This window comes from Burkholderia sp. SIMBA_051 (assembly GCF_046534915.1).
Classification (GTDB): domain Bacteria; phylum Pseudomonadota; class Gammaproteobacteria; order Burkholderiales; family Burkholderiaceae; genus Burkholderia; species Burkholderia ambifaria.
In genome coordinates this window covers 97,066-123,908 of record NZ_JAWRXS010000009.1, presented here as the reverse complement: position 1 = coordinate 123,908, position 26,843 = coordinate 97,066, and the positions used below count along the sequence as shown (strand labels likewise).

The following is a 26,843-nucleotide window of genomic DNA, read 5'->3' as shown; positions in this document are numbered from 1 at the left end:
TGCTGCGAATGGAGCCGTCGCAACCTAGAGCGGTCGTTGTGTCGGCAATGCGGGATGCAGACGAAAAGAAGCTCGCGTGATGGGCGCGCACGGCAGCTCGGCTTCGCGATGGGTGGCGTCAAAAAAATGCGACCAAGGCCACGGCTTTCGCACGGTGATACCGACGAGGTGAATGTAGACATGCGCGGCACGATCGCCGCGGATACCACCGTGAGCATGAGATTCCGCGTCCGCGAGTGACCGTCAACGAACGCGGCCGGATCGACCAGTGCGTCGTTTCCGATGGCGCCGTTCGCTCTTGAGCCCCGTCACGCAGCGTGTCGTCAAGCCGACGTCGCGCCCGGGTAATCGACGTAACCGTCCGCGCCTTGCGTGAACCACGTTGTCGGGTCGTCCGACGCAAGCGGAATCGAATTGGCTAGACGGCGCGGGTAGTCCGGATTCGAGATGAAAGGGCGCCCGAAAGCCACGGCATCGCCAATACCGGCATCGAGTTCAGCCTGGGCTCGGGCCGCGTCGAAATCCGAGTTGAGCACCAGCGGTCCTTTGAAAGCCGGGCGGATCCGCGCCGCGAGCGGATCGAGATAGCCGACGCCGAAACTGCCGTTCAGTGGCGGTTCACGTAGTTCCAGGAACGCGATCCCGACCGTGGATAGCGCCTCGGCGGCCGCGATGAACAGCGGCAACGGATCGCTATCACGCACGCCCAGGGTTTCGCCGTTGGGAGACAGGCGAACGCTGGTGCGATCGGCGCCCACGACATCCGCGACAGCCTCGGTTACCTCGATCAGAAGCCGGAGCCGATTGGAGATCGAGCCGCCATACGCGTCGCCGCGGAAGTTGGCGCTGTCTCGCAGGAATTGGTCGATCAGATAACCGTTCGACGCATGCAACTGCACGCCGTCGAAGCCGGCCTGCAGTGCGTTACGTGCAGCGGCGGCGAACTGTTCGATCACGGCGGGAATTTCGTGCGTCGCCAGTGCGCGCGCCGGCGCGTAGGACTGCTTTCCTTCATAAGTATGGGCATGGCCCGGTGCCGTCGTCATGGACGACGACACAGGCTGCGCGCCATCGAGAAAGCTCGGATGCACCACGCGGCCCATGTGCCACAGCTGGGCAATGATGCGGCCGCCCGCTTCGTGCACGGCGTCGGTCACTTTTCGCCAGCCGGCCACCTGGGCAGGCGTCCACAGGCCGGTCGCGTAGGGCCAACCCAACCCCTGCCGGGAAATGCCAATGGCCTCCGAGATGATGAGACCTGCGGATGCGCGTTGACTGTAATAGTCGGCCATCATCGCGGTGGGTACGTGCTCGCGTGTTCCCCGGGCACGTGTCATGGGCGCCATCAGGATACGGTTGGGCGCTTCGATCGCGCCCAGTCGAATGGGATCAAACAGCGTAGGCACCAAACCTCCTTCTTGTTCCTTGTCAGCTTGAAATACCGGGAGCCCTTCAGCCCACATCACACGAGACGGGCACCGCCGTCGATGTGGATCGTCTCGCCGTTCATGAAACCGTTGCTCATCAGGAACACCACCGCGGCGCCCACTTCGTCGGCGGTACCCAAACGATGCAGCGGCAATTTTTCTTTCAATGCGTTCACGTATGCGTCGCGACCGTCGCCGAGCGTGCGGGCAAGCAGCGGCGTGTCGGTGGTGCCGGGCGAGACGGTGTTGACGCGGCGCGGCGCCAGTTCAAGCACCAAGCCCCGGGCCAGCGCTTCCATCGCGGCGGACGCCGACGCAAGAATGGCCGTGCCGTAGGCATTGGGTCGGTCGGCCAGCACACCCGAAATGAACGTGATGGATCCATCGGCGGCCAGGCGATCACCGAGCGTGCGCAACGTGTGCACGGATGCCCACACACGTTCGTCGAACGCACGACGCAGATAGTCGACATCCGCTTCCAGCACCTTGCCTGCCACGAAGGTCCCGGCGAGGAGGACGAGATGGTCGACGTGTGCGATGTCGGCCAGCGCCGCGGTGAGGGTCTCAGGCTTGGTCACGTCGGCGGCGCGCCAACCCGCAAAACCATTCTCGGTGGCGACGCGTTCAGCGCCCTCCGCGTTGAAGCCGATCACGGTGACGTTCGCCCCGGCGGCCTTCGCTTGTTTGGCCGCGGAAAGGCCAATGCCGGAGGTTCCGCCAATGATGAGGACGGACTTGTTATCGAGTGAACGGGCGGCGAAATCGGTAGTCATGAAAGTAGGTCCTGTCGGCTGACGCAACCCAGTGCGGCGTCTTGGACAGCACTCTATACTTGCCAATTGATATTGATAATCAGCGCCAAACTCTCTTCAATCATTCCGCTATGGAACAAATCAGCCTGGACCGCCTGACGGGTCTCATCGCATTCAGCCGTGCGGCGTCGTTAGGGAGTTATTCGGCCGCCGCTCGGGCGCTTGGCGTCACACCGTCGGCCGTGAGCAAGAGCATCCAGCGTCTCGAGCAGCACTTCGAGCTGAAACTGTTCAACCGGACCACCCGATCATTGACGCTGACCCAGGAGGGGCGCGAGCTGCATGAACGCACGTTGCGCTTGCTTGCGGAAATGGAGGCGATCGAGCAGGCCGCGGTCTCGGCGCGATCCGAGCCGGCCGGCACCCTGAAAGTCACCGCGCCGCTCCCGATCGGGATTCATCTGATCGCGCCTGCGCTACCTGCGTTTCGGAAGCGTTTCCCCAAGCTGTCCATCGACCTGCGCCTGGGCGACCATTTCGTCGATCTGGTCGGTGAAGGCGTCGATGTGGCCATTCGAGTAGGAGATCTAAGCGGTTCCCGTTTGATCTCGCGCCAGCTTTCCCCTCACCATATCGGCGCCTACGCATCCCCGGACTACCTGGCCCGGCGCGGTGTCCCCAAACACCCCGACGACCTCGTGGATCACGATTGCGTGAATTTCCGATTTCAGAGTTCAGGACAGGTCTTTCGCTGGAATTTTGTCACCGGTGACGGATCGCTCGACCTGATACCGGACGCCGGCATCGTGGTCGATACCAGCGATGCCGTCGCCGCCGTGATGGTCGCGGGCGGAGGCGTCGGCATTACACCGGCCTATGTGGCCGCGTCCTACGTCAAGCGCGGGGAGCTGGTGCAGGTCCTCACCGAGTTCGTCGAACCGCGCTCCACGATCACGGCGCTGTGGCCGGAGAGCCGGCGCAGCAGCCCGAATGTCAAAGCATTCGTTGCACACCTGACGAAGGTGTTTGCTTCGTATGCGGCCGATAAGTGACGCCTGTCCGATGATGTTCGGGTGGCTCGCCGCGGGAAGGCGGCGTGCCGGAAATCAGTGCGAGCCCCGCAGCGTTCAGCCTTCCCCGGATCATCAGCACTCGATCGCCACGGCGCTTTTCGACCGACTGAGCCTGATTTCTCCGAGGTACACGCTCTCGCCCAATTCGCACTCGCGCCAGGCGGTGCCGAGCGCGTGCCGGATTTTGACTTTGTAGGGGCCGCTGCCCTTGGCAAGACCATCGAAGCGGAAATCACCGAATCCGTTGGACACCGTTTCGGCGACCTGCAGATTAGCGTAGTACAACGCGACGACCGCATCCGTGACGCACTCGACCGCGTCTCCTGCCTGGACACTGATACTTCCGCCGATGAAGCAGGTTTCCCAGCGCTCGAGGCCGCTGTACCACACGCGGGGCTTCGTGCCTAGGTCGGCTCGCAATACCTTGAGTCCCTCCCGTCGGGCCTTCTCGGCCATCGCCGTGTCATCGAGCTTGACCGCCTCGAAGACATCGGTGGGGCACGACTGCTGACAACGCGGGCGGGGCCAACCCTGGTCGAGCAAATGCGCATCGAAGATCCAGATCTGCGGCAGTTGCAACGCTTCGTTCCAGACGATTGCCTTGTAAGGGCAGGCCTTGACGATGTCCTTGCGGCCTCGTGCCTTGTCCGGATCGATGATGACGATGCCGTCGGCACGCTTGCGAACGGCGCCGCCGCCGACACGCATGCAGGGCGCGTCGTCGCAGTGATTGCACATGACCGGTAAATAAGTGGTCTGGACCATATGCGCGGCGCCCTGTACGCGACGCAGGATGCGGATCGGGCTCTCGGCGTTGGCCGAGGCCGGCGCGGCGTAACCGGGAAAGTCGTTGCCGACGTGTTCGTCCCGCGTGGCGATCACGCAGTTCTGGCAGTTCTCGCAACGTCCGACCTTGATAATCAGGTTCCACTTGCTCATTTGAAACTCCTCACGCTGCGCGACCGAGCATGAACGCTTCGGCACCGCGCCATTTCTCGACCTGCACCAGGCAGGAATTCGGGCTCATGCTGCTGGTGCCGGCGGTCTGCGGCCGGTCAGGGGTGAGCATGTTCATGCAACCGCCAATCTCGACTTGCTCGCCGTCGATTTCGATCAACTGAAATTCGGCGCTCGCCTCGTAGGACTTCACCACGCCGGCGTTCACGAGCGGCGAGACATCGGCCGCACAGATCACGGCGCCGCGGTCGTTGTGCACCTTGACGAGATCGCGATGGGCAATGCGTCGAGCGGCGGCGTCGGCCGGATTGAGTCTCAGCAGCCAGAAGCGGTGCCCCGCGATCAGCGCGCGATGATCGTCGATGCCGTTCACCGCGGAGTTCTTGCCGTCACAATGGGTATGAAAGCTGTAGCGGCTGTGGGTGGCGATCAATTGCAGCGGATAGCGCCGGGCCAGGTCCGAGCGCAGACCCTCCCAGGAGGGGATATATCGGTTGAGCGGCGGCCGCTCGGGATTGTCCGCCGTGTGCCGCTTCAGCAACTCGGGCACGAACTCCAGCTTGCCGCTTGGCGTTTGCAGGCCCTTGCCGAACTTTTCCGAGAACTGCGACGGCAGCGGATGGGGTTCCGGCAGGTCCTTCTTCCGGTCTTCCGCATACCAACGCATGTCCACGGGATGGCGAAGCTCGGGCTTTTCGGGCGGCACGACGAAATAGCCCTTGCGGCAGAATTCGCGCCACGAAATGTGACCGGGCAGATCCGACGAGTCGAACACGCGCTTGACCCAGTCGAGATCGCTGCAGCCTTCGGTGAAGATGCCACCGAGGCCCAACCGGATCAGGATGGCGGTGAAGATGTCGTAGTCGGAGCGGGACTCGCCCAAAGGCTCGATGCACTTGTGCTGCATCGTCAGCATGCGATGGTTGACCGTGCCATACCCGTGGTGCGCGTAGCCGCCCGAATTCGCCCATTCCCCGATGTCCCAACGCTCCAGCGACGTGCACGCGGGCAGGATGATGTCGGCGAACTGGGCCTCGCCTTCCATCCAGATCGACTGATTGACCACGAACTCGATGCTCGAGTGCCGGTAGGCCTCGGTCCAGCGTCCGGAATTCGTCACGGTACTGAACGACGATCCGCCATAGCGATAGATCATGTGGATCGGCGAATAGCCGGGCATCGGGTAGGTGAACGGCGCGAACTGCGCTTCCTGGGACATGCCGTCCCACAGATAACCGGTGGCGTGACCGTTGAGGATCGCATCGGGCAGCTGCTGTCGCGGCACCATCTGCTTGACCGGATTCATGGTGAGGATGTGCGGCATGCGCTGGTAGTTGTCCACCGCGTTGGCGGTCCACGCCAGGTCGCCTGAAATGCCGCCGTCCGCGTAGCCGGGGAAGTAGAACTGGAGATCATGCGGGACGCCGATTTCGAGGCAGCCGAAATTCACCCCCGGCTTGCCCCAGCCCTGCATGGCCATCATCATGATCATGCAGCGCGCCCATTGCGCGCCGGTCGCCCCGCGGCCCGCGCCACCGAATCCCGCGCCGGTCATCCCGACGGCGAGATGAACCTTTTTGTTTCCCCACAGGCGCGCCAGCGCGCGGACGTCCTTGGCCGGCACGCCGGTCTCGCTCTCCTGCCACTCGGGCGTCTTGGGCGTACCGTCGGTTTCGCCCAGAAGGTAGGCTTTCCAATCGTCGAAACCGGTCGTGCGCGCCGCGACGTAATCCTTGTCGTACAGGCCCTCCACGGCCCATACGTACATGATCGCGGTAGCCAGCGCGGCATCGGTTTGCGGCCGCACCGGGATCCAGCGGCCGCCCAGCAGCTGCGCGGTCGGATTGCAGTGCGGGTCGATATGAACGAACTCGATACCGAGCTCCTTGGCCCACAGACGGCGCGGCGTTCCCTCGAATCCCGCGTAGGCCCCGTTGGTACTTTCGGGGTCGCACGACCAGAAGACGATCATTTCGGCTTCCTTGAGAGCGTCCTCGAGTCCGCCATAGCCGGAGGGCACGCCGACGCGCATCGAGTTGCCGAAATGATGCATGGCGCCCCAGTACCAGCCTTCCCAGCTGTCCGGATTCGCGGCGACCCGCGTGAAGCCGATCAGGTTGGCGAAGCGCGTCAGCGCGCTGAGGTAGTAGCCCACGTTGCCCCACTGATGGTGAGACGACATCGGGAACGTGATGGAGCCGGGGCCGTGAACGCGCTTCTGCCGGTTGATCTCCTTGGCGACGATGTCCAGGGCCTCGTCCCAGCTGATGCGCACATAGCCGGACTTGCCGCGGTTCTGCGGATTGCGCTCGCCGTCGGGGTCGAAGTCGACCCGTTTCATCGGGTGAAGGATGCGCTTGTCGGAGTAGACCAGCGACTTGAGCGTCAACGCGTGCGGCGCGACCAAGCCCCGCCGTGGCGGGCTGAAGCGGCGCCCACGTGCGTCGATCACCCAGCTCGACGCATCCGTATCGTCCAGCTCGATCGGGGTCACGCGGACGATGCGGTCATCCTTGACGTAGACGAACAGCGGCCCGCCATTGGTACAGGTGGTGTAGCGTCGGGTGCCGTCGCGCATGGGCGTGCCCATCGGCAGACCGACGGTGCGCATCATGCTCAGGGTTTGCATGAGCCAGACCAGCAGTTCGTCCTCGCCCTCCGTGACGACCTTGAAGTTCTTGGCGGCGTGGATGATTTCGCCTTGGTCCGGGCTGGGGGAAAGAAACTTCAGCGCGGTGGCGACATCCTTGAAGGCCATGCGCACGTCGGGCCGCGGGTGCTTGCCGGCGCGCGACCGAATGCGGCCATTCCTGAACTCGATGACGCGACCCATGCTTTGATCCATGAGCCCGATCCACGCGACGAGATTGCGCTCCTTGAGACGTTCCCGGTAGGCGGGGAAGCGGCGCGCCGTCAGGTCCAGAACCTTGGGCAATGCAAACAGAATGGTCTTGAGAACCTGTCGTTTCATCGTTCGATCCTATGTGTTGCTTTGATGCGGGGGGCTGGCATCCGGGCGTGCTCGTCAGAACGTATAGGCGACGTTCAGGAAAACGCTGACGGGATTGAGCCGGAGCGTCGATTTGGAAACGATCTGCGTCCCCGTCGCGGTCTGTCCGTATAACGTGAGGTGGGTCTTCACCGGCATGTAGCCGACGGAGGTTCCGACAGACCAGTGTCTGGTCACCGCGTAATTCGCCCCGATCTCGAACACGGGGTTCCACGAAGCGCTGAGTGTCGCGCGCGCCGAGCCGCCCGGCCCGAAGCTGTCGGAGACGAACCGGCTGTTGGTGGCTCGAACCTGGGTGAACCACGTATAGTTCGCGCCAATGCCCAGGAACGGCCGGAATTTCGATGTGGCAGAAAACAGGTGGTATCGAAGTTCGATCGCCGGCGGCATCGGCCTTGTCGTGCCGAGCGTGCCGTACTTCTGCAACGTCCCGTCGCCAATCAGATTGACTTTCAGCGGCATGCCAAAAAGCATCGCGACGCCGAAGTTGTCGGTGACGTAGTACTCGTTGGTAATGCCGAGCGTATCCGTCGAACTGGCATGGGCGCTGCTACCGGACAGTTCGTGATTCACCGTGACGCCGCCGACACTTTGCACGACCAGGGGCGTTGCGCTTCCCTGTGGGGCGATGTGTAGCCATCCTACCGATGTCGTGATGCTTCCGGCCGACTGGGCCTGCGCATCGTCGCCAAGAAAAGCCGAGCCGATACAAACCGCCATGCCTGCGAAACGCGTCGTCCGCCTGAAATTCATCTTGTGTCTCCTCTGTCTCGATCCGTCTCATGAATAAAAACTAATTTGGATACCTTATTGAATGCGGCGATCTGCTTCCGATGTTGGTGCGATCCAGGCTAGCCGCGCTCCTCCATCGCCGCGGATCTGTTGCTGTCGGTCAGGATGACCGTGTCGGCTGCGCGGCGATCGAGATCGAGAACGCAAACGGAAAACGCCCCAGCACCACGCGCGCCGCAGGCTCGAGCCCGGGGTCGCTCAGCTCGACCGACACGGACATTCCGCCCGATTGATCGGTCGTGACGTCGATCGATGCACCGGGGGCGCCGCCCTGGGCCAATGCCGCGCGCAGCGCGTCACCCGTCTCGCGGCGCTTGAGTTCCGGTTTGAAGATCTTGCCGACGCCCGTGAGCGGGATAGCGTCTACGATTCGGACGTGCTTGGGCAGTGCGGCGCGCTCAGCGATCTCCTGTTGCATGAACGCCGTCAGATCGTGCTCGGTCGCGCTCATCCCCGGCTTGAGCTGAACATATGCGACCGGCAGCTCACCGGCATGCGCATCGGGACGCCCGATTGCCGCGGCGAGCTGGACCGCCGGATGTCGATGAAGCGGTTCCTCGATCGCCGCGGGGTCGATGTTGTGCCCGCCGCGAATGATCAATTCCTTCTTGCGGCCGGTCAGCCAAAAGTAACCGTCGACGTCGCAGCGGCCGAGGTCGCCGGTGTTGAGCCAGCGCTTGCCGTCGCCGAGATCGAGCCACAGCGCCCTGTTCTGATCGGCACGCAGGTAGCCGTTGAAAACGTTCGGCCCGGAGATGACGAGCAGCCCCTCTTCGTTCACCGCGCAATCGCGCAGATACCGTCCCGCGTCGTCCACGACGACGGCTTTCATCGCCTGGAAGGGGATGCGAAGCCCGATCGATCCGAGCCGGCGCTCGCCGGTCGGCGGGTTGACGCTGCTCACGCAGGTTCCCTCGGTCAGACCGTAGCCTTCGAGAATCCGGATGCCGGTTTTTTCCTGGAAGGCCCTGAAGACGCCGACCGGCATCGGCGCCGCACCGCACAGGCCATATTCGAGCGAGTCGATAACATGACCGTCGACAGGAATGTCGAGCAGCGACGCGTAAAGTGTCGGGACGCCGCTGAAGAAATTGATGTGATGATGTTCGACGATTTCCCAGAAACGTTTGACGACACCGTCACCTCGGTAACCTTGCGGTGTGCCGAGCACGACATGGGCGCCGCGGGAAAATGGCAGCAGGCCGGTCACCATCGCGGCATTGACGTGAAAGAGCGGCAATCCGCAGAAAGTCGTTTTGCCGGGGCCGATGCTGTCGCCGAAGAACCGGCCGGCGCTCCATGCATTCGCCACTTCGTTGCCGTGGCTGCGCATCGCGATTTTCGGCAACCCGGTGGTTCCCCCGGTACAGAAGAACGAGGACATGTCGCCCGGTTGAATGCGGCGCACGGTGTCGAGCGCCGTACCGGATTCCCGCGCCATTTCCGTCCCGAAGTCGTGGATCTGGATAGGCGCGGGCACCGCGCCGCGCAAACCATCGTCGCCGTGCAGCGTATGGCACGCGTCACGCTGGAGCATGCGGGCCGCTGCTTGCGCGGTGCCCCGCACACGATCGGCCGGATCGACCAGCACGAGATGCTGCAGCGACTCGACCTGGTGAAGGATCGCCGCGACTTTCTGCCAGAGATCGGTCCCGGGAAATGGCGCGAGCGTCACGAGTACGCTGGCGCCGGCCGATTTGAGCAGATTGCCGATCGCTTCGCCTTCGAGCAGCGGATTGATCGCACATACGATGCCGGCCGCCTGCCCGCCCCACAGCACGAAATGGGTTTCGGGAAGATTGGGCAGCACATAAGCGATCACTGAACGCGAGCTCACGCCGAGGCGCGTGAACAGGTTGGCCGTGCGCGTGATGTCACGAACCAGCTCGCGATAGGTCCAGCGCTCGGCGTCGCGATGCGAGTCGGCGGTCAGAAAAAAGGACAGCGCGGGGGCGGACGGATCGATGGCCGCGCCGGCGCAAATCACCTCGTAGGTGCTGGCAGGGAGGTCCGGCGGAAGGCCCTGCGCTTCGATCGCCAGCACGTCGTACCGGGTCGCGATGCCGTTCATGCTGCTTCGTCCACGATCTTGTTACGCTGCACGCCCAGATCGATCGTTCCGTCGCGGCTCGCGATCCGGGCTTCGACGATATCTCCGGCCTTCAGGTACTGCGCGCGTCCCGCCTGCACCTTCATGAACATCTTCCATTTGACGGATTCGGGAAAGAGCGCCACGGCCCGCTGCTTGAGCGGCGACGGGATGCTGAGTGCGCAGCCGGCCGGCGTGCCGGTCGCGAGTAGGTCGCCGGCGCGAAGGTCGTGCACGCCCGACAACTCGGTCAACGTTTCCGCCGGACCATAGACGAGGTTCGAGGTCGAGTCCCGCTGACGCACCGCGCCGTTGACGGTCAACGTCAGGTCGAGCGTCTTCAGCTTCGGGAAGTCACGCCGCTCGAGCAGGCACAGATACGGGCCGACCGGGCCAAACGTCCGGAAACTCTTGCCCTTGTAGAACTGCATCTGCGGGATCTGGACATCGCGTGCGGAATAGTCGTTGACGATCACGGTGCCGGCGACGTAATCGTGCAGGTTCTCGTCCGTGATCTGCCGGTGGGACGTGATGTCGCGTTTGAGGATGAGGCCGAGCTCGATTTCGTAGTCGAGAAACCGGACGTGTCGCGGTTTCACCACCGGTGAGTCGGCGGCGACGATGCAGCTCGTCGCCTTCGTGAAGATCATGTTGAACTTTTTCGCGTCCGGATCCATGCCGGATTCGATCATGTGCTGACGATAATTCGCGCCCTGACAAACGAATTGCTGGTTGGCTGTCACCGGGGGGAGCCACTCCACCTCGGTCTCGGGAATCGTCGCTCCGTCGAGCGCGGCGAGTCGTTCGACCGGATTCGCCGCGAGAAAGCTCGCGGTGGTTTCGAAGTCGCCGGGAATCGGCGTGACGGCGCCGTTGGCGGCGACCCCCCATTGGGCGCGGCCGTTGTGCCGGAAGTGCAGGACAAGCAGTGACATGGATGGATCTCTCGTGAGTCGAATGGGCGGTTGGGGTCAGGCGAACAGCTTCGCCAAGGTCAGCAGCTTGCGCAGCGTCAGATCGGGACTGCGGCGCAGGTTGCGAAACAGCGCCGCGAGACTCGACGGCGTGAACCGGGGTTTCGTGAAGCTGCGTGGCATCGTCGGGCCCCACTGCGCCATCGCTTCGCGGCTGACCGGGTGCACGCCTGTCGGCTCGTTAGCCGTGAACAAGTCGCCGTCGCAATAGTGTTCGTGCTTGTCGCCCCAAGGGTCCTGCCAGTAGTCGAAGATCTGGCTGCCGAGAATGTGTCGGCCGATACCCCACGCGTGCGTCCACCCGCTGTCGCGGAGCATGCGCTGGCCCATGCCGACGGCGTCGGCGTCGACCAGTTCGTACGCGCTATGGCTATAAGTCGGCAGGAACCCCTGGGCGAGCGCGAGCGTATGGTGATCGGCCGGCCTGTCGCCCAGATCGAGCCGCATGAATGCGACCGCGGGGGAGCCGTCCGGCAGCACCTGGACATCGCTGGGGATGAACCCGAAATGCTGCGTGTACCACGCGCAGGTTTCCTGGAAGTCGGCCAGCTCGAGCACGACGTGCCCGAGCCGAATGACTTCAGGGGTGCTCGCCGGCGGCCGCTGCGTGTCGTTGATTCGCACGGGTGCGTCGACCGAGTTGAACGGGAGCGCAGCGCGATGCGGCAGCGTGTCGGCGCGTGTCTGGCCCGCAATCGCGTCGACCCGAAAACCTGACGGATCGGTGAGGCGCACCCGCTGGCCGCCGCCGGGCCAATCCGATGCCTCGACCTTCGACGCGCCGGGGACGGAGGCGAGCGCGTCCAGATCGGCCCGACTGTCGACCCGTAATCCGAAGCCGACGAAGCGAGCCTTCGGTGCGTGGCGAACGACATAACAGAAGTGTGCGGTGCCCGTTCCGCGCAGCAGCAATTGCGTGTCGTCCCGCCGCACCGTTCGAAGACCGAAGTCGTTCAGAAAGTGCTCGGCCTCGCCGAGGTCCGGACGATCGAAGATCAGATAGGCGAGCGCCGATGCCTTCGTCGTGGGGTGGGGGTGCCGAGCCGGCTGGGTGGTGGTCAGTTTCATGGCGGATGGCAGTCAGGCAGGTCGAACGGTAATCGCGAAGGGGCGCGCCTTCGCATCGAGGGGCTGTCCGCGCAACGGCAGGCAGGCAATCGCACCGTCGCGCGACGAGCCTGGTCGGCCTGTGAATGTCGCGAGGTCGATCGTCGATTTCAGATGGGGGCGATGCGCGTCGTCGTCGCGGATGCCATGACTGGCCCGCACATGGCCGGTTGCGGCGCCGACTGGCCCGGATTCTTCGATCGGTCCTTCGAGCGTCGCCGGCAACGCGCCTACCGGCGAGGAGCGCGAATTGATGTGGCTGGACGCGCTGGCGCCCGTGTGCAGATGTGTCTCCACCGTTTCTCCATTCGTTTGTCGATCGGTTCCCAGGCCTCGTTCAGCCGCCTTTTGTGACATTAAAGTCATGAATGATAACTTTGTCAATGTAGACATTTGAATCTATACTTGGGCACGAACAAGGATCGGAAACGTCATGCCGAATACACCGAATCGCCGGACACCGAAGCGCTCCGCTCCGGAAGCCGCCAACGCGCCGGAACCAGCCAAATCCGCGGTCGCGGTCGCCGAAGAACGCGAGCCGCGCGGCGCGCGCCGCAAGCGCGAGACCCGTGCCCGCCTGCTGGACGCCGCGCTCAGGCTGATGGCGCAAAAGGGCATGGAAGGCGTCGCCATCAACGAAATCACCGAGGCCGCGGACGTCGGCTTCGGCTCGTTCTACAACCACTTCGAATCGAAGGAGGCGATTTACGCGACCCTCGTGGAATCGGTATTCGAGGAATTCGCGGATTCGCTCGATCGCGTGGCCAGCGGCTTGTCCGATCCGGCGGAAATCGTTTCCGTGTCGGTACGGCATACGCTGATACGCGCACGGCGCGAGCCGGTGTGGGGACACTTCCTGATACGCGAGGGTTTTTCGGCGCGGGTCCTGACGCTCGGCCTGGGCCAGCGCCTGCTGCGGGACATCGAGCGCGGCATCGCCGAAAAACGCTTCGTGGTCGCCGACCCGTTCATCGGCTTTCTTTCGGTTGGCGGTACGGTGCTGACTGCCATTGCGGCCGAGCTCAACTTCGTCGCGCCGGGCGCGCCGGCGGCCGGTGTGCTGAAGGAGCTCGGCTTCAGCGGAGAGCATTTCCCGGAACGCACGGCGGCGACGCTGCTGCATACGCTGGGGCTCAAGCGCGCGGAAGCCGAGAAGATCGCAAGCCGGCCGCTGCCGGTGGTGGAAGCGGCCGAGACGGCGCAGTGATGTAGCGCCGTCGCCCGCTGCTAGGCCCCGGGTGGGTCAATTGCGGATGAGCGGCGACACGGCAGAAGCTGCTTGGGCCGGGATGTGGCGGATCGTTGGCGAATCCCGGCCGGGTGGCTTTTCTTACGCTACGTTGAATCATCGCGCCGGGCATCCCGCGCGCTGACACTCAGCAGCGCGACGCCGAGCGCGGCCGCCCAGCCGGTCGCGGACGGCATCCGATCGGCGGCGCCCGCCGCGCCGCTGGCCATCTCCGGTAGCGCAACCGGCTCGGTGTGCAGGCAGTCGACGATGTGCCGAAACGCGGCATCGCGCAGCGCGTACAGATGAACCTCGACCCACAGCGGGAAACATTCCCAGCCGGCGGCAATGTCCGCGTAGTCGGCTGCGCTGCAGGCGCCGCCGCTCTCCGGCGCCGCCAGCCGAATTTTCGTGATCATTCGATCATGGTCGCGGCGAAGGATCTCGCTCAACAGCTCGCGCTTGTGTTCGAAGTGCGCATAGAACGCGCCGCGCGTGTACCCGGCGCCCTCGGCGATATGTTCGACGCTCGTATCGGCAAAGCCTTTCGCGATGAATAGCGCGCGAGCGGTGGCAATGAGCCGTTCGCGGGTGTCGAGCCTGCGTTGCTCGCGCGTGAGTCGGGCGGGTTTCATCCTGGGTTGTCCATGCAGGTGGAAATGATCGAAGCGGCGCCACACCGCGCCGCGCGAAACGCCGGACCGACACGGGAACGGCGCAGCGCCGATTCGTTTTTCGTCGGGATGATTTCGCCTGACGATGTCGCTAGATCGTGCAGCGCGCCGGCGCGAGGCCGATCGCCCAACCCGATCCGACCGGGCGCGTGTTCGCGGTCCGATTCAATCGTCGAGCGGATCCGGCGCGCCGCGCTCGGCGACGGGTGGCGCGATCCGTCGGTCGAGTGTTCCCGCGCGGCATCCGGCGGGCGGCGGCGCGTGCGTGGCCGCCGCGCGAATGCCCGCGGCGATGCCGAGCGCGAGCGTGTCGAGCGCATGGCGATGCGCGTCGACGAGCGCGTCGTAGCCCGCCGACGCACCGGCCCGAACGATGCTGCGGCACGTCAGTGCCGGCTGTCCGGAGCCGGAGTCCACCGTCCATGTCGCATCGAGCAGCACGTGCGACGCCGGCCACGATTCGACACGCTGGACGTCCACGGCGACCCGATAAACCGGCGTGCCATCCGGATGGGCGACGCGGTGAACGTCGATCGTGTTCAGCCGGGACGAGACGCGCGTCGACAGTCCGCCGCGCATCTCGTCGCCGAGCGGCGAAACCCAGCGTTCCTGTTCCAGAATGTCGACCCGTTCGGGGCCGCGCTGCACCGCGAGCCGGTTGCCGTCCGCCGGCGCCGCGACGTGCACGCTCTGCATGTCGATCAGCCATGCGGGACGCGAGGCGCCGGTTTCGCCGCCCGCGCCATCCGCCATTCCGAGCGTATGGAACCGTACGGGCGGCGACGCACAGGCGCTGAGCACGGCCAGTGCGACGCACGTTGCGATGCGGATCGGCATCCTGATCGTGCGAAACGAATGCGGCGTCATTTCGGTTCTCCTTTCTTGCCGAAGAGCAGCGCTTCCGGATGCCGCTCGAGATAGTCGGCCAGCGTATTGAGCGACTGGAGCGTATGCGTGAGCGATTGCATCGCGTCATGAACGTCCGATTGCATCGGCGAATCCTGCCGCAGCGTCGCCTGCGCGGCGTCGAACGTGCGCTGCGCCGCCGCCAGCGTGTCGCGCGCCTGCGGCACGACCTGCTGGTCGAGGTGTCCGAACAGCTGGTTCGCATGCTCGAGCGCACCGTTCAGACTGTTGCCGATCTGGTCGAACGGAACCTTGTCGAGCTTCCGTGCGATGTCGGCGAGCTGAACCTGCAGTTCGTCGAGCGTGTTCGGAACGGTCGGGAGCTCGACCGGCGTGCGGCGCACGTCCACGCTCGCGCGCGGCGCCTTCGGGAACATGTCGAGCGCCACGTACAACTGGCCCGTGAGCAGGCTGCCGGTGCGTAGTTGTCCGCGCAGCCCCTGCAGCACCAGGTGCTCGAGGAGGTCGTGGCCGCCGGCCGTATCGGGGGCTGGCAGCGCCGTGTCGCTGTGCCGGCTCAGTCTCGATGGATACAGCGCCATCGTGACCTTCATGCTGAACGTGCGCGAGTGCTCGTTGTACTCGATCCCGATGTTCGTGACCTGACCGAGCGCGATGCCGCGCAAATCGACCGGCGCGCCGACGGACAGTCCGCGCAGCGACTGGTCGAAGCGCATGACGACCATCAGCGGCGTGCCGTCGGGATCGCGCATCGCCTCGGCTTGGTCTGGCGCGAGCCGGAACGACGCGTTGTCGGCCGCCGGCGGTGCATCGGCTTGCTCGGGCGGCGACTGAAACGCGAGACCGCCTACGACCACCGTCGCGAGCGACTGCGTGTTCAGCTTCAGGCCGTTCGAATCGAGTCGCAGATCCACGCCGCTTGCATGCCACCAGCGTGTGTTGGTGCCGACGTATTTGTCGTACGGCGCCTTCACGAACGCCTGCACGTCGACGCCCGTGCCATCCTTGTCGAGCGAGAAGCCGACCACCTGGCCGACCTGCAGGTGCCGGTAGAACACCGGCGAGCCGATGTCGATCGAGCCGAGCGAATCGCCGTGCAGCAGGTAGCGGCGGCCTTGTTGGTCCGCGGTGACGGCGGGTGGCGCCTCGAGGCCGGCGAAGTCGGTCTGCTCGTGCGGCGAGCGGCCGAGGTCCGCGCCGATGTACGCGCCGGAGAGCAGCGTTCCGAGCCCGGAGATTCCGGTGGCGCCGACACGCGGCCGAACGACCCAGAATCGCGTATCGCGGTTCGCGAACCGCGCGGCTTCCTTGGTGAGCTGGATGCGCACGACCACGCGCTTGAAGTCGGGCGTGAGCGTGATGGCCTGCACCGAGCCGATATCGACGTCCTTATAACGGACCTTGGTCTTTCCGGCTTCGAGGCCTTCTGCGTTCGCGAACGTGACGGTGATCGTCGGGCCGGTCGCGGCAATGCTGCGGTACACGAGCGACAGCCCGATCAACGCGCACACGAGCGGAACGATCCAGACGAGGGACGGGATCCAGCGGCTACGCGGCCGGATCTCGGGTTCAGGTAAATCGAGGGGAAGCATCGTATGAAGAGTCGTAGAGTTGCGACGGGCTTGCGCTCGTTCAGGATCGAGGGCTGGCGGCGGAGCGCTGCACGCCGTCCCAGATGAGTCGCGGATCGAACTGCATCGACGCGCACATGGTGAGCACGACCACGGCGCCGAACGCCAGCGCGCCGGGGCCGGGCGTGATCTCGGCGAACGACCCGAAATGCACGAGCGCGATCGTCAGCGCGACGACGAACACGTCGAGCATCGACCAGCGGCCCACGCGCTCCACCAGTCGATGGAGCCGCGCGCGTTCCAGCGGGCGCCATGGCGTGCCGCGATGCGCGGCGATGGCCTGCAACGCGAGAATCGCGAGCTTGAGCATCGGTACGAGCACGCTCGCGACGAACACGACGACGGCGAGCGGCCAGTCGCCGGACGTCCAGAAGTACGCGACGCCGGCGAGAATGGTGTCGTCCTCGGTGCGGCCGAGCGAGGTCGCGTGCATGATGGGCAGCAGGTTCGCCGGAATGTAGAGCAGCGCGGCCGCGATCACGAGCGCGCCCGTGCGTGCGGCGCTGCGCGGGCGGCGTTCGTGCAGCGTCGAACCGCAGCGCGTGCAGCGCGCGTCGGCGGCCTCGGTATGCGGTTGCACGCGTCCGCAGGTATGACATGCGAGCAGACCAGCGGCGCGGGCCGTGACGCTTGCCGGGCGGTGGTGCCCGGTCGCGTCCATTGCGTCCATTGCGTCCGCTGTGTCGGGCGCCACCGGTGCAGCGCGTCGCGGCGTGCGCCGCCGGCGCGACATCGCGGCGGGCGTACCGCCGTCGCGCAGCGCGATGATTTCGTCGCGCGTTTCCCACAGGCCGCCCGGGTCGAACGACGCGAGAACGCCGAGCATCACGGTGAGGGCGCCGAACGCAAACAGCGCGGGGCCCGGTATCACGTGCGCGACGCTCGTCATCTTGACGATCGTGACCAGGATGCCGAGCAGGAACACCTCGACCATGCTCCACGGGCGCAGCCGCTGCATGTTGCGCAGGACCGGCGCGAAGCAGGGCGGTACACGGCCCGCGCGCAACGGTACGAGCACGTACAGCCACGCGGCGATTTCCAGCAGCGGGAACAACATCGTCGTGCCGAACACGATCGCCGCCACGACCGGTTGCCCGTGCAAGCGCAACGCGGCCACCGCGTCGGCCAGCGTCGCGTGCGATGCGATGCCGGCAGCGTCGAGGCCGACGATGGGAAAGGCCTGCGCGATGAACAACGTGAACAGCGCGGCGAGCGCGACCGCGCACCGCCGGTCCAGCGCCGGACGGCCGTGCGCGCTGCCGCCCACGCGGGCACGGCACCTCGGGCAGTGCGCAGCCAGCGCGCGCAGGCGCGGCGGCCGCCAAAACAGCAGGTCGCATTCGTGGCAGGCGACCAGGTTTTCGGGTTTCATCGGGAATCGATCATGCGGAGTAAAGGAGTGCTCGGCGCCGCGGTACTCGCGGTACTCGCGGTGCGTCGGGCGTCGGGCGTCGAGGTCCGGGCCGGCGGCACGCGCAGCCGGCCCGTCGACGCAAGCAGCCGTTATTGCCGGGCCGCGACTGCCGTGCGGGCGTCGGGCGGCAACTCGCCCATTGCCTGCAGGAGTGCCGCCGTATCGGTCATTCGCCGGCTCGCGGCACGGACCGCGTCGAGCTCCGCGGTCAGATATTGCCGCTCGCTCGCCTGCTGCGCGGACACCGGAACAGCGCCCAGTGTGCGGCGCTGCGCCGTTTCGTCGAAGGCCGCGCCCGCTGCCCGTGCCGCGATTTCGTTCGCGGCCAGCGTCTGCGCGTCGTTGTCGAGTGCGGCGAGCGAATCCGCGACGTCACCGAACGCGGACAGCACCGCCGACTTGTACTGCAGCACCGCCGCGTCGTACGAATCGAGCGTCGCACGCCGGTGGGCCAGCAGCGCGCCGCCGTGGAAGAGCGGCTGCGACAGGCCTGCGCCGACTGCCCACAGCCCGCCCGCCCCCGACAACAGCGCCGGCCAGCTGAAGCCGCCGCGCCCCAATGTCGCGGTGAGCGACAAACTCGGGAACAACTGCGCGGTCGCTTCGCCCGCATCCGCCGCGGCGGCTTTTACCGCGGCTTCGGCCGCGCGGATGTCGGGGCGCGCCTTCAGCAGGTCGGACGGTACGACGACCGGCACGTGCTCCGGCAGCGACAGGCTGTCGAATGTGGGGATCGGCGGTACGGCGTCGGGCGTGCGGCCGAGCAGGATCGCGAGCGCGTGAACGGTTGTCGCGCGCTGCTGGCGTAGCGCGGGCAGCGTCGCGGCGAGCGATGCCGCGTTCTGCGTCGACGCCAGTGCCTGCGCATGCGAGATCGCGCCGAGCGCGTAGCGCTGCGCATCGTCGTGCGCGGACGATGCCGCGATGGTGACGAGCCGCTCGGTCAGCAGGATCTGTCGGTCGAGCGCCGCAGCGGAGATGGCGGTGCCGACGATGTTGGCTGCCAGCGCGCGCCGCGCCGCTTCGAGCTCGCAAGCGCGCACGTCGACGCGCGCGGCGCTTGCCGCGTTCGCGTAGCGCGTGGCGCCGAACAGATCGAACGTGTAATGCGCCTGCAACTGACCGACGAACACGTTGTAGCGCAGGGTCTGCGCGCCCGTGCCGGAGATGTCCGGCGTGCGGGTGCGGGCCACCTGCGCATTCGCGTCGAGCGACGGCAGCGTCGATGCGCCGACCTGCGCACGCAGTTCCTGCTGCGCGGCGGCGAGCGTCTTTTCGGTTGCGGCAAGCGTCGGATTCGCGCTCAGCCCTTCGTCGACCAGCGCGTCGAGCGCGCCGGAGCGATAGAGCCGCCACCACTGCGGAACCGGTGCGGCGCCGACGTCGAATTGCTGCGCGACGCCCGCCGCTTCGGCGGTCCGCGGCGGCTGCGGCGTCTCGCCGTAGTGAGCCGGCGACGGCATCGCGGGCGGCGTGCTGCTCGGGGCCATCGCGCAGCCGGACAGGCCGAGCGCCGCGCTCGCGGCGAGCGCCGCGGTCATACGGGTAAGTTTCATCAGAATTTGCTCCGAGAAACCCCGCCATTGATGGCGGGAAGGAAAGGAGTGCTGTTGACAGGCAGCTTCTTCCACGGGTTAGGATCACCTGCATGATTCTTGTCTACCGCTACCGCGTGAAGTCGCTCAACGGACTGCTCAACAAGCAGAGCCGTGCGGTGAACTACGTCTGGAACTTCTGCAATGACACGCAGAAGCACGCGCTCATGTGGAGCAAAAAGTGGCCGACCGGCTTTGATCTGAACGTGCTGACGACCGGCAGCAGCAAGGAACTCGGTATCCACTCCGGCACGATCAACGCGACGTGCGAGCAATATGCGAAGTCGCGCAGTCAGCACCGGCGACCTTACTTGCGCTATCGGGGCAAAAAGTCTCTTGGCTGGGTGCCGCTGAAGGGCCGTGACCTGAAGCGCGAGGGTGACGCGTTCCGTTTCGCCGGCAACACGTTTCGCGTGTTCAACAGCCGGGCGCTTCCCGAAGGCAAGATCAAGGATGGGACCAACTTTGCGCAGGATGCGCGCGGCAACTGGTTTCTCAACATCGTGATCGAGATGCCCGATGTTCAGGCTCGCCCAATCCGTTCCGGTGTTGGCATCGATCTCGGCCTGAAAGACTTCGCCACACTTTCGACCGGCGAGAAGCTGCCCAATGACCGATTCGGCCGACGCGCGGCGGAGAAACTGGCGAAAGCGCAACGGGCGCGAAAGCACAAGCGGCATATCGCGAAGTTGCACGCCAAGGTCGCGAATGCCCGTGCCGATTTCCAGCATAAGCTCGCGCTCGATCTGGTGCGGCGGTTCGATTACATCGCGGTCGGTAACGTGTCGGCCGTCAAACTTGCCAGAACCAGGATGGCGAAAAGCGTCTACGACGCATCCTGGTCGTCCTTCCGGAACAAGCTCCGCTACAAAGCGATCGCGCATGGGGCCACGTTCGAGGAAGTGGACGAAAGCGGTTCCACCCAGTCCTGTTCGGCGTGCGGGTCGAAAGACAGCACGACGCGGCCGAAAGGTATCGCGGGACTGCGAATAAGAGAGTGGGCCTGCAGTGACTGTGGTGTCGTGCATGATCGTGATATCAACGCTGCGCTGAACATTCTCCGATGCGGACGTGCATCGCCAGGTGTGGGAATCACCTGCCTTTAGGCGGGTGAGGACGTCAATGACATGTCTCCGGGGACGCGACGGCCGTGGCGGTCGACTCGCGTTCGTCGCGTCGCACCTTGAAGCACGTCGCATAAAGGGCGGGCAGGAAGAAGATGGTCAGTCCCGTCGCGATCGTGATGCCGCCCATCAGCGCCGTTGCCATCGGGCCGAAGAAGCCCGAGCGCAGCAGCGGGATCAGGGCGAGCACGGCGGCGGCGGCGGTCAGCATGATCGGCCGGAAGCGCCGCACCGTCGCGCTGACGATCGCCGTGAAGCGCGGCTGTCCGGCTGCGATGTCCTGGTCGATCTGATCGACCAGGATCACGGAGTTGCGCATGATGATCCCGAACATCGCGATCACGCCGAGCAGCGCGACGAAGCCGAACGGCTTGCCGAACAGCAGCAGCGCGGCGACCACGCCGATCAGGCCGAGCGGCGCGGTCAGCACGACGATGAAGGTGCGCGAGAAGCGCTTGAGCTGAATCATCAGCAGCGTCAGCACCGCGATGATCATCAGCGGCATCTGGGCGTTGATGGACGTCTGGCCCTTCATGCTTTCCTCCGCCGCGCCGCCGATGTCGATCCGGTAGCCGGTGGGGAGCGTCGCGCGCAGCGTCGCCAGCGCACCGTCGATGTCGCGCGTGACGCCGATGCTCGCTGCGTCGCCGCGCACGTCGGCCTGCACGGTGATCGTCGGCTGGCGGTCGCGTTCCCAGATCACGCCGTATTCGAGCGTGTCGCGCACGTGGCCGATCGCGCCGAGCGGCACCGGGCCGTGCGGCGTCGGAATCGCGATGCCGGCGAGCTTCGACGGGTCGACGCGCTCGCTCTTCGGCGCGCGCAGGTCGACGTTGATCAGCTTGTCGCGCTCGCGATATTGCGTGACCGTGTAGCCGGACAGCGTCATCGCGAGGAAGCCCGACACGTCTTCCGACGTCACGCCGAGCTGGCGCGCCTTGAGCTGATCGATTTCGAACGACACCGAGCGCTCGGCCGGCTCGTCCCAGTCGAACTGCACGTTGCGCGTGCGCGGGTCGGCGCGCATCTTGTCCGCCACCTTCTCGGCGATGGCGCGCGCGGTCGCGATGTCGTCGCCGCTCACGCGGAACTTGATCGGGAAGCCGACCGGCGGCCCGTTTTCAAGCCGCGCCACACGCGTGCGCACGGTCGGGAAACGGGTTGCGAGCGTCGACTCGAGCCAGTGCGACAGCCGGTCGCGTGCTTCGACGTCCTTCGCCGTGATCACGAACTGTGCGAAGTTCGGCTGCTGAAGCTGTTGATCGAGCGGCAGATAGAAGCGCGGCGCACCGGTGCCGACGAAGTCGACGACGTGATCGATTTCGGGGCGGCCAGCGAGCGTCTTCTCGAGCCGCGTGGCCTCGCGCAGCGTCGCGTCGAACGACGCGCCTTCCGGCAAGCGCAAGTCGACCAGCAGCTCGGGGCGCTCCGAGTTCGGGAAGAACTGCTGCGGCACGCGCGTGAAGGCGGCCATCGCGATCGCGAACAGCACCGCGGTCACGCCGAGCACGACCCAGCGGCGTTCGATACAGGCCGAGATCCAGCCGGACAGGCGCCGGTAGAAGCCCGTGTCGTACACGTCCTGCCCGTGCGCATGCCCGTCGTGATGCTTGAGCTCGGGCAGCATGTGGTAGCCGAGCAGCGGAACCAGCACGACGGCGGCAAACCACGACACGATCAGTGAAATGGCCGACACCTCGAAGATCGAGCGCGTGTATTCGCCGGTGCTCGACTTCGCGAGCGCGATCGGCAGGAAGCCCGATACCGTCACGAGCGTTCCCGTGAGCATCGGGAACGCCGTGCTCGTGTACGCGAACGCCGCCGCACGCGTTCGCGTCCAGCCTTGCTCGAGCTTCACCGCCATCATTTCGACGGCGATGATCGCGTCGTCCACCAGCAGCCCGAGCGCGAGCACCAGCGTGCCCAGTGACACCTTGTCGAGCCCGATGCCGAACACATGCATGCACAGCGCGGTCACGGCCAGCACGATCGGAATCGTGATGACGACCACCATCCCGGTGCGCAAGCCCAGCGACACGAGGCTGACCACGAGCACGATGGCGACGGCTTCGCCCACGGCCTCGACGAAGTCGTCCACCGAGTGCTTGACCGCATGCGGCATGCTCGACACCGCGCTCAGCTTCACGCCGGCCGGCAAACCTGCCTGGAGTTCGGCGGTCCTGGCGTCGAGCGCCTTGCCGAGATCGATCACGTCGCCGCCCTTTTGCATCGTCACGCCGATGCCGAGCACGGCGTGGCCGTTCGTGCGCATCTGCGTGACCGGCGGATCGTCGTAGCCGCGCGTGATCTTGGCGACGTCGCCGAGCCGGAACGTGCGATTGTTCACGGTGATCGGCATGTCCGCGAGCGCCTGCATGTCCTTGAACGCGCCGGTGGGACGCACGAACACGCGATCGTCCGCCGTCGTGATCGTGCCGACCGGCGCGACGGCATTCTGCGCGTCGATCGCCTGCGCGAGCTGTTGCGGCGTGATCGCGAGCCGGGTCAGCTGCGCGTTCGAGATCTCGACGAACACGTGCTGATCGGGATCGCCGAAGTAGTCGACCTTTGCGACGCCGGGCACGCGCAGCAGCACCGCGCGCAGCTTGTCCGCGTAATCGTGCAGTTGCGCCGGCGAGTAGCCGTCGCCTTCGAGCGCATAAATGTTCGTATAGACGTCGCCGAATTCGTCGTTGAAGAACGGGCCGACCGTGCCCTTCGGCAGCGTCGCGCGGATGTCGCCGACCTTCTTGCGCACCTGATACCAGGTTTCCGGCACCTGATTGACGGGCGCCGAATCCTTCATCGCGAAGAAGATCATCGACTCGCCGGGGCGAGAGTAGCTCTTGATGTTGTCGACGTACGGAGCGGCCTGAAGCTGGCGGCCGATCCGGTCGGTGATCTGCTCCTGGACTTCGCGGGCGGTGGCGCCCGGCCAGTAGGTCTGGATCACCATCGTGCGGAACGTGAACGGCGGATCCTCGGACTGCGCGAGGCGCGTATAGCCGATCACGCCAAAGATCGTCGCAAGGCCGATCAGGAAGATCACCAGTTGCTGATGCTTGAGCGCCCAGGAGGACAGATTGAAGCGACGGTCGTCGGCCTGGCCGGCATCGGTTCGCGCGTCGTCCGGCAGATGATGCTCGGGGGCGTTCATGACGGGAAGTCCTCCGGGTGCAGCGGCGGCACGACGCGCACGCGTTCGCCGGCGGTGACGGTATGGACACCTTGCATCACCACGCGCTCGTCGCTCGCGAGCCCCGACGTGATGGACACCGTGCGTTCGTCGTAGCGTCCGATCGACACCGTGCGCAATTCCAGAGTGTCGCTGCCCTTGCGGACGACCCAGACCGCCGGCGCTTCGCCGCGGTGAAAGAGCGCGGTGGCCGGCAGCGTGATCGTATGGTCCGCGGCGGCGTCGGTGCTGCCGTCGAACGCGACGTTGGCCGTCATCCCGGAGCGCACGTCCGGGCTCGGCGCGATCAGCGTCAGCTTTACCCGCCACGTGCGGCTTTGCGGATCCGCGGCGGCCGCGACCTCGCGCACCCGCGCATCGAACACTTTGCCCGGCAGCGCCGTCAGGCTGACGCGCGCGCCGCGGCCGATCGCGAGATCGCGCAGGTCGCGCTCCGAGGCGTCGCACACGATGTCGAGCTCGCCGCTCCAGTCCAGATGAAACACCGCCTGCCCGGCCTCGACGTTCTGCCCGGTATCGGCATCCTCGGACGTCACGACGCCGTCGTGATCCGCGACGAGCGTCGCGTAGCGCAGGTGATCTCCGGCGAGCGCCATCTGCGCGAGGGCGGCATCGCGCTGCGCGACCGCTGACGTATAGGCATCCTGCGTTGTCTCGAGCTGCGCGGGCGCGATGAGCGCCGCCTGTGCCTGCGCGCGGTCGCGCTCGAGTTGCTGCTTCGCGTAGACGACCCGATGCTCGGCGGCGTCGAGTTGCGCGCGGGCATTGAGCAGCGTGTTGTGCAGATCGGCGGGATCCAGGGCCGCGAGCGTCTGTCCGGCCTTGACGGTGTCGCCGATGCGCACGCGCCGCTCGACGATCTTGCCGCCGACCCGGAACGACAGCGCCGTCGAATAGCGCGCCTGGACCTGCGCCGGCAGCACGCGCTGCGATGCGCCGCTGTCTGCATGAGCCGGCAGCGCGACCACCGACCGCGGTTCGGGCGCGGGGGCCTCATGCGAATGACAAGCCGTCAGAAGAATTGCACAGCATGCGAGCGCGATCGGCGCCCGCTGAACCGGCGGCGCGATGCGTGTCAGGAGCCGGCGCATCGAAGTGCGCGCATCAAGACCTGGTGATTTCACGATGTTTCCAAGACGAATGAAGGGCCAACTAAAAAAATCCGGCGACCTCGACGGGCCGCCCGACTGGGGCGGGGCGCGATCCGGCTTCGCTGCCGACGGCGCATCCACTGGTTAAATCAGTACTCCGATGTTTGCGTGGCAGCGTCCGATGCCGGCACGCCAGGTCACGCAGCCTGCGCCCGCCGCACGGAGCGGTGGGGGCGGGCTACCGCACGGGCATCGAATGCCCGTGCTGGCCGTTACCGCACGTCGAGGACCCTTCCGGCAGACACGCTCGGCGCAGCGATTTCCGAGATTAGACTCATAACTGATAACATTGTCAAGTATGAGCCAATAATCTAAGATTGCGGAATGCAAGAAATTTCGAAGGGGGAGACGCTGTGATGGATCAAACGTCCGAGCCGCCGCGGCCCATCGGGGCCGCCGTCGCGACCGAGCATCGGGTGCCGCGGGGCGCGCGGCGCAAGCAGGCGACGCGCATGCGTCTGCTGCGGGCGGCGTTCATGCTGATGGCGGAAAAGGGGATGGACAACGTGGCGATCAGCGAGATCACCGAGGCGGCCGACGTCGGGTTCGGCTCGTTCTACAACCACTTCGCGTCGAAAGACGGACTCTTTGCCGTGTTGATCGAGTGGGTGTTCGACGATTTCGCGGATCGGCTCGAGCGCGTGACCGGCGGTTTGTCAGATCCGGCGGAGGTCGTGTCGGTCTGCGTGCGCCATACGCTGATGCAAGCGCATCGGGAGTGGATGTGGGGTCGGTTCTTGATGCGCGAAGGTCTTTCGGTGCGCGCGCTCGACCGCGGGCTTGGGCAGCGCTTGCGGCGGGACAGCGCGCGCGGCATCGCGGCGCGCCGCTTCGTCGTCGGCGATCCGTTCGTCAGCGTGCTGGCGTCGACAGGGATGATTCTCGCGGCAATCGCCGCGCAGCTTCACATCGCCGGGACGGTCGAGGGCGGGGCGCGGCGACGGGCGGCCGGCGTCGGCGATTTCCCGGAACGGACCGCCGCGGTCGTGCTGCAGACGCTTGGCATTGCGCACGCCGAGGCGCACGCCATCGCGAATCGCCCGCTACCGCTCGGCGATTTCACTGTAACGGCTGGGGATTGAGAGGGGGCGGCGATCGTCGTCGACCGCCTTCCAGGCGACCACCGCCGCCCGGCGTCACTTCGACTGGGCGGAGCTGTCGTTCCCCTGATTGCGACCCGGTTCGCGCGCTGTCGCCGACGGGCCCAGTGTCGCGAGAATCTTGTCACGGCATACCGTCAGGATTTCGTCGGCCAGTGGCGAATCATCCGGGCATGCGCGCGACAACACAATCGCGCCGACCGCATGCGCCATGATGTCGAGGCAGTCGGCTCGGGCCTCTGCCGCGTCTGCACCGTCTGACGGATCACGTTCCTGGACCAACGCCGCCAGCAGTCTTTCGATGCCGTCCGCGAAGGTGGCCCGGACCGCTTCGGGTTGACGCGCGGCATCCCCACCCAGCGCGGCCATCGTGCAGCCGGTTGCGCGCGCGTCGCGGTGCTCGCGCGCGAGATACTGTCGCACGAACTCCGCTGCGTCCACCCCGGCCGACAGCGCAACGGTCTGCGCCATGCCGCAGGCCGCCGATTCCGCCATCAGATCGGCCTTTGAGCGGAAGTGCTTGTAGAAGCCGCCGTGGGTGAACCCCGCTGCGCTCATCAGATCAGCAACTCCGACCCCATCAAAACCGCGCTCCCTGAACAGCGTCGACGCTGTTTCGACAACGTGGGCCCGGTTGGCCTGGGCCTGTGCCTTGGTGACTTTCACTTTTCCTCTCCGTGGG

Annotated in this window: 21 protein-coding genes; 4 read left to right on the top strand and 17 right to left on the bottom strand. The window is 65.8% G+C overall.

What is annotated here, in order from left to right:
• Window positions 1-323: 323 nt before the first annotated feature.
• Both SB771_RS22555 and SB771_RS22550 read right to left on the bottom strand, forming a co-directional pair.
• Window positions 324-1,406, bottom strand: a complete 1,083-nt coding sequence (locus SB771_RS22555) for an alkene reductase (RefSeq protein WP_175660071.1) — start codon at window positions 1,404-1,406, stop codon at window positions 324-326.
• A gap of 56 nt (window positions 1,407-1,462) precedes the next feature.
• Window positions 1,463-2,200, bottom strand: a complete 738-nt coding sequence (locus tag SB771_RS22550) for an SDR family oxidoreductase (RefSeq protein WP_175660072.1) — start codon at window positions 2,198-2,200, stop codon at window positions 1,463-1,465.
• 110 nt (window positions 2,201-2,310) lie between these two features.
• Here SB771_RS22550 and SB771_RS22545 point away from each other — a divergent pair, with 110 nt between their 5' ends.
• Window positions 2,311-3,231 carry a LysR family transcriptional regulator gene (locus SB771_RS22545; RefSeq protein ID WP_175660073.1) on the top strand — a complete coding sequence of 307 codons (921 nt, stop codon included), beginning with the start codon at window positions 2,311-2,313 and terminating at the stop codon, window positions 3,229-3,231.
• Between the two features lie 93 nt (window positions 3,232-3,324).
• Here SB771_RS22545 and SB771_RS22540 read toward each other — a convergent pair whose 3' ends face one another.
• The 7 genes from SB771_RS22540 to SB771_RS22510 all read right to left on the bottom strand — a co-directional run bounded on the left by SB771_RS22540 (window position 3,325) and on the right by SB771_RS22510 (window position 12,478).
• Window positions 3,325-4,191 (bottom strand): 4Fe-4S dicluster domain-containing protein, encoded by an 867-nt coding sequence (locus SB771_RS22540; protein ID WP_175660074.1) that lies wholly within the window; start codon window positions 4,189-4,191, stop codon window positions 3,325-3,327.
• 10 nt (window positions 4,192-4,201) lie between these two features.
• Window positions 4,202-7,180, bottom strand: a complete 2,979-nt coding sequence (locus SB771_RS22535; protein WP_175660075.1) for a molybdopterin-dependent oxidoreductase — start codon at window positions 7,178-7,180, stop codon at window positions 4,202-4,204.
• Window positions 7,181-7,234: 54 nt separating this feature from the next.
• Window positions 7,235-7,972: an OmpW/AlkL family protein gene (locus tag SB771_RS22530; RefSeq protein ID WP_175660076.1), complete on the bottom strand. Its 738-nt coding sequence runs from the start codon at window positions 7,970-7,972 to the stop codon at window positions 7,235-7,237.
• Window positions 7,973-8,111: 139 nt separating this feature from the next.
• Window positions 8,112-10,082, bottom strand: a complete 1,971-nt coding sequence (locus SB771_RS22525) for an acyl-CoA synthetase (RefSeq protein WP_175660077.1) — start codon at window positions 10,080-10,082, stop codon at window positions 8,112-8,114.
• On the bottom strand, window positions 10,079-11,035 hold the full coding sequence (locus tag SB771_RS22520; RefSeq protein ID WP_175660078.1) for a fumarylacetoacetate hydrolase family protein: 957 nt from the start codon (window positions 11,033-11,035) through the stop codon (window positions 10,079-10,081). Before SB771_RS22520 ends, SB771_RS22525 begins: the two co-directional genes overlap by 4 nt.
• 36 nt (window positions 11,036-11,071) lie before the next feature.
• Entirely contained in the window at window positions 11,072-12,142 is a 1,071-nt protein-coding gene (locus SB771_RS22515) for a VOC family protein (RefSeq protein ID WP_175660079.1), read from the bottom strand.
• Window positions 12,143-12,154: 12 nt separating this feature from the next.
• Window positions 12,155-12,478, bottom strand: coding sequence for a hypothetical protein (locus SB771_RS22510; protein WP_244096762.1), 324 nt, complete (start codon window positions 12,476-12,478; stop codon window positions 12,155-12,157).
• A 136-nt stretch (window positions 12,479-12,614) separates the two neighbouring features.
• Here SB771_RS22510 and SB771_RS22505 point away from each other — a divergent pair, with 136 nt between their 5' ends.
• The gene (locus SB771_RS22505; protein ID WP_175660080.1) at window positions 12,615-13,388 is read left to right on the top strand and encodes a TetR/AcrR family transcriptional regulator; all 774 of its coding nucleotides are present in this window, start codon (window positions 12,615-12,617) and stop codon (window positions 13,386-13,388) included.
• 128 nt (window positions 13,389-13,516) lie between these two features.
• Here SB771_RS22505 and SB771_RS22500 read toward each other — a convergent pair whose 3' ends face one another.
• The 5 genes from SB771_RS22500 to SB771_RS22480 all read right to left on the bottom strand — a co-directional run bounded on the left by SB771_RS22500 (window position 13,517) and on the right by SB771_RS22480 (window position 19,551).
• Window positions 13,517-14,044, bottom strand: coding sequence for a TetR/AcrR family transcriptional regulator (locus SB771_RS22500; RefSeq protein ID WP_175660158.1), 528 nt, complete (start codon window positions 14,042-14,044; stop codon window positions 13,517-13,519).
• A gap of 204 nt (window positions 14,045-14,248) precedes the next feature.
• On the bottom strand, window positions 14,249-14,950 hold the full coding sequence (locus SB771_RS22495; protein ID WP_175660081.1) for a membrane integrity-associated transporter subunit PqiC: 702 nt from the start codon (window positions 14,948-14,950) through the stop codon (window positions 14,249-14,251).
• A complete protein-coding gene (locus SB771_RS22490) occupies window positions 14,947-16,542 on the bottom strand; it encodes an intermembrane transport protein PqiB (protein ID WP_175660082.1) in 1,596 nt (531 codons plus the stop codon). The genes SB771_RS22495 and SB771_RS22490 overlap by 4 nt, the downstream gene beginning before the upstream one ends.
• Window positions 16,543-16,582: 40 nt before the next feature.
• Window positions 16,583-17,953: a PqiA/YebS family transporter subunit gene (locus tag SB771_RS22485; RefSeq protein WP_175660083.1), complete on the bottom strand. Its 1,371-nt coding sequence runs from the start codon at window positions 17,951-17,953 to the stop codon at window positions 16,583-16,585.
• A gap of 131 nt (window positions 17,954-18,084) precedes the next feature.
• Window positions 18,085-19,551: an efflux transporter outer membrane subunit gene (locus SB771_RS22480; protein ID WP_175660159.1), complete on the bottom strand. Its 1,467-nt coding sequence runs from the start codon at window positions 19,549-19,551 to the stop codon at window positions 18,085-18,087.
• A 92-nt stretch (window positions 19,552-19,643) separates the two neighbouring features.
• Between SB771_RS22480 and SB771_RS22475 the strand changes: the two genes are divergently transcribed.
• The gene (locus SB771_RS22475; RefSeq protein WP_175660084.1) at window positions 19,644-20,696 is read left to right on the top strand and encodes an RNA-guided endonuclease InsQ/TnpB family protein; all 1,053 of its coding nucleotides are present in this window, start codon (window positions 19,644-19,646) and stop codon (window positions 20,694-20,696) included.
• A 13-nt stretch (window positions 20,697-20,709) separates the two neighbouring features.
• Here SB771_RS22475 and SB771_RS22470 read toward each other — a convergent pair whose 3' ends face one another.
• Together SB771_RS22470 and SB771_RS22465 are read right to left on the bottom strand one after the other, a co-directional pair.
• On the bottom strand, window positions 20,710-23,871 hold the full coding sequence (locus tag SB771_RS22470) for an efflux RND transporter permease subunit (protein ID WP_175660085.1): 3,162 nt from the start codon (window positions 23,869-23,871) through the stop codon (window positions 20,710-20,712).
• Window positions 23,868-25,001 (bottom strand): efflux RND transporter periplasmic adaptor subunit, encoded by a 1,134-nt coding sequence (locus tag SB771_RS22465; protein ID WP_165754059.1) that lies wholly within the window; start codon window positions 24,999-25,001, stop codon window positions 23,868-23,870. The genes SB771_RS22470 and SB771_RS22465 overlap by 4 nt, the downstream gene beginning before the upstream one ends.
• 416 nt (window positions 25,002-25,417) lie before the next feature.
• Here SB771_RS22465 and SB771_RS22460 point away from each other — a divergent pair, with 416 nt between their 5' ends.
• Window positions 25,418-26,143 carry a TetR/AcrR family transcriptional regulator gene (locus SB771_RS22460; protein ID WP_175660086.1) on the top strand — a complete coding sequence of 242 codons (726 nt, stop codon included), beginning with the start codon at window positions 25,418-25,420 and terminating at the stop codon, window positions 26,141-26,143.
• A 54-nt stretch (window positions 26,144-26,197) separates the two neighbouring features.
• On the opposite strand, the gene SB771_RS22455 is transcribed toward SB771_RS22460, so the two are convergent.
• Window positions 26,198-26,827: a TetR/AcrR family transcriptional regulator gene (locus SB771_RS22455; RefSeq protein ID WP_175660087.1), complete on the bottom strand. Its 630-nt coding sequence runs from the start codon at window positions 26,825-26,827 to the stop codon at window positions 26,198-26,200.
• Window positions 26,828-26,843: the final 16 nt, after the last annotated feature.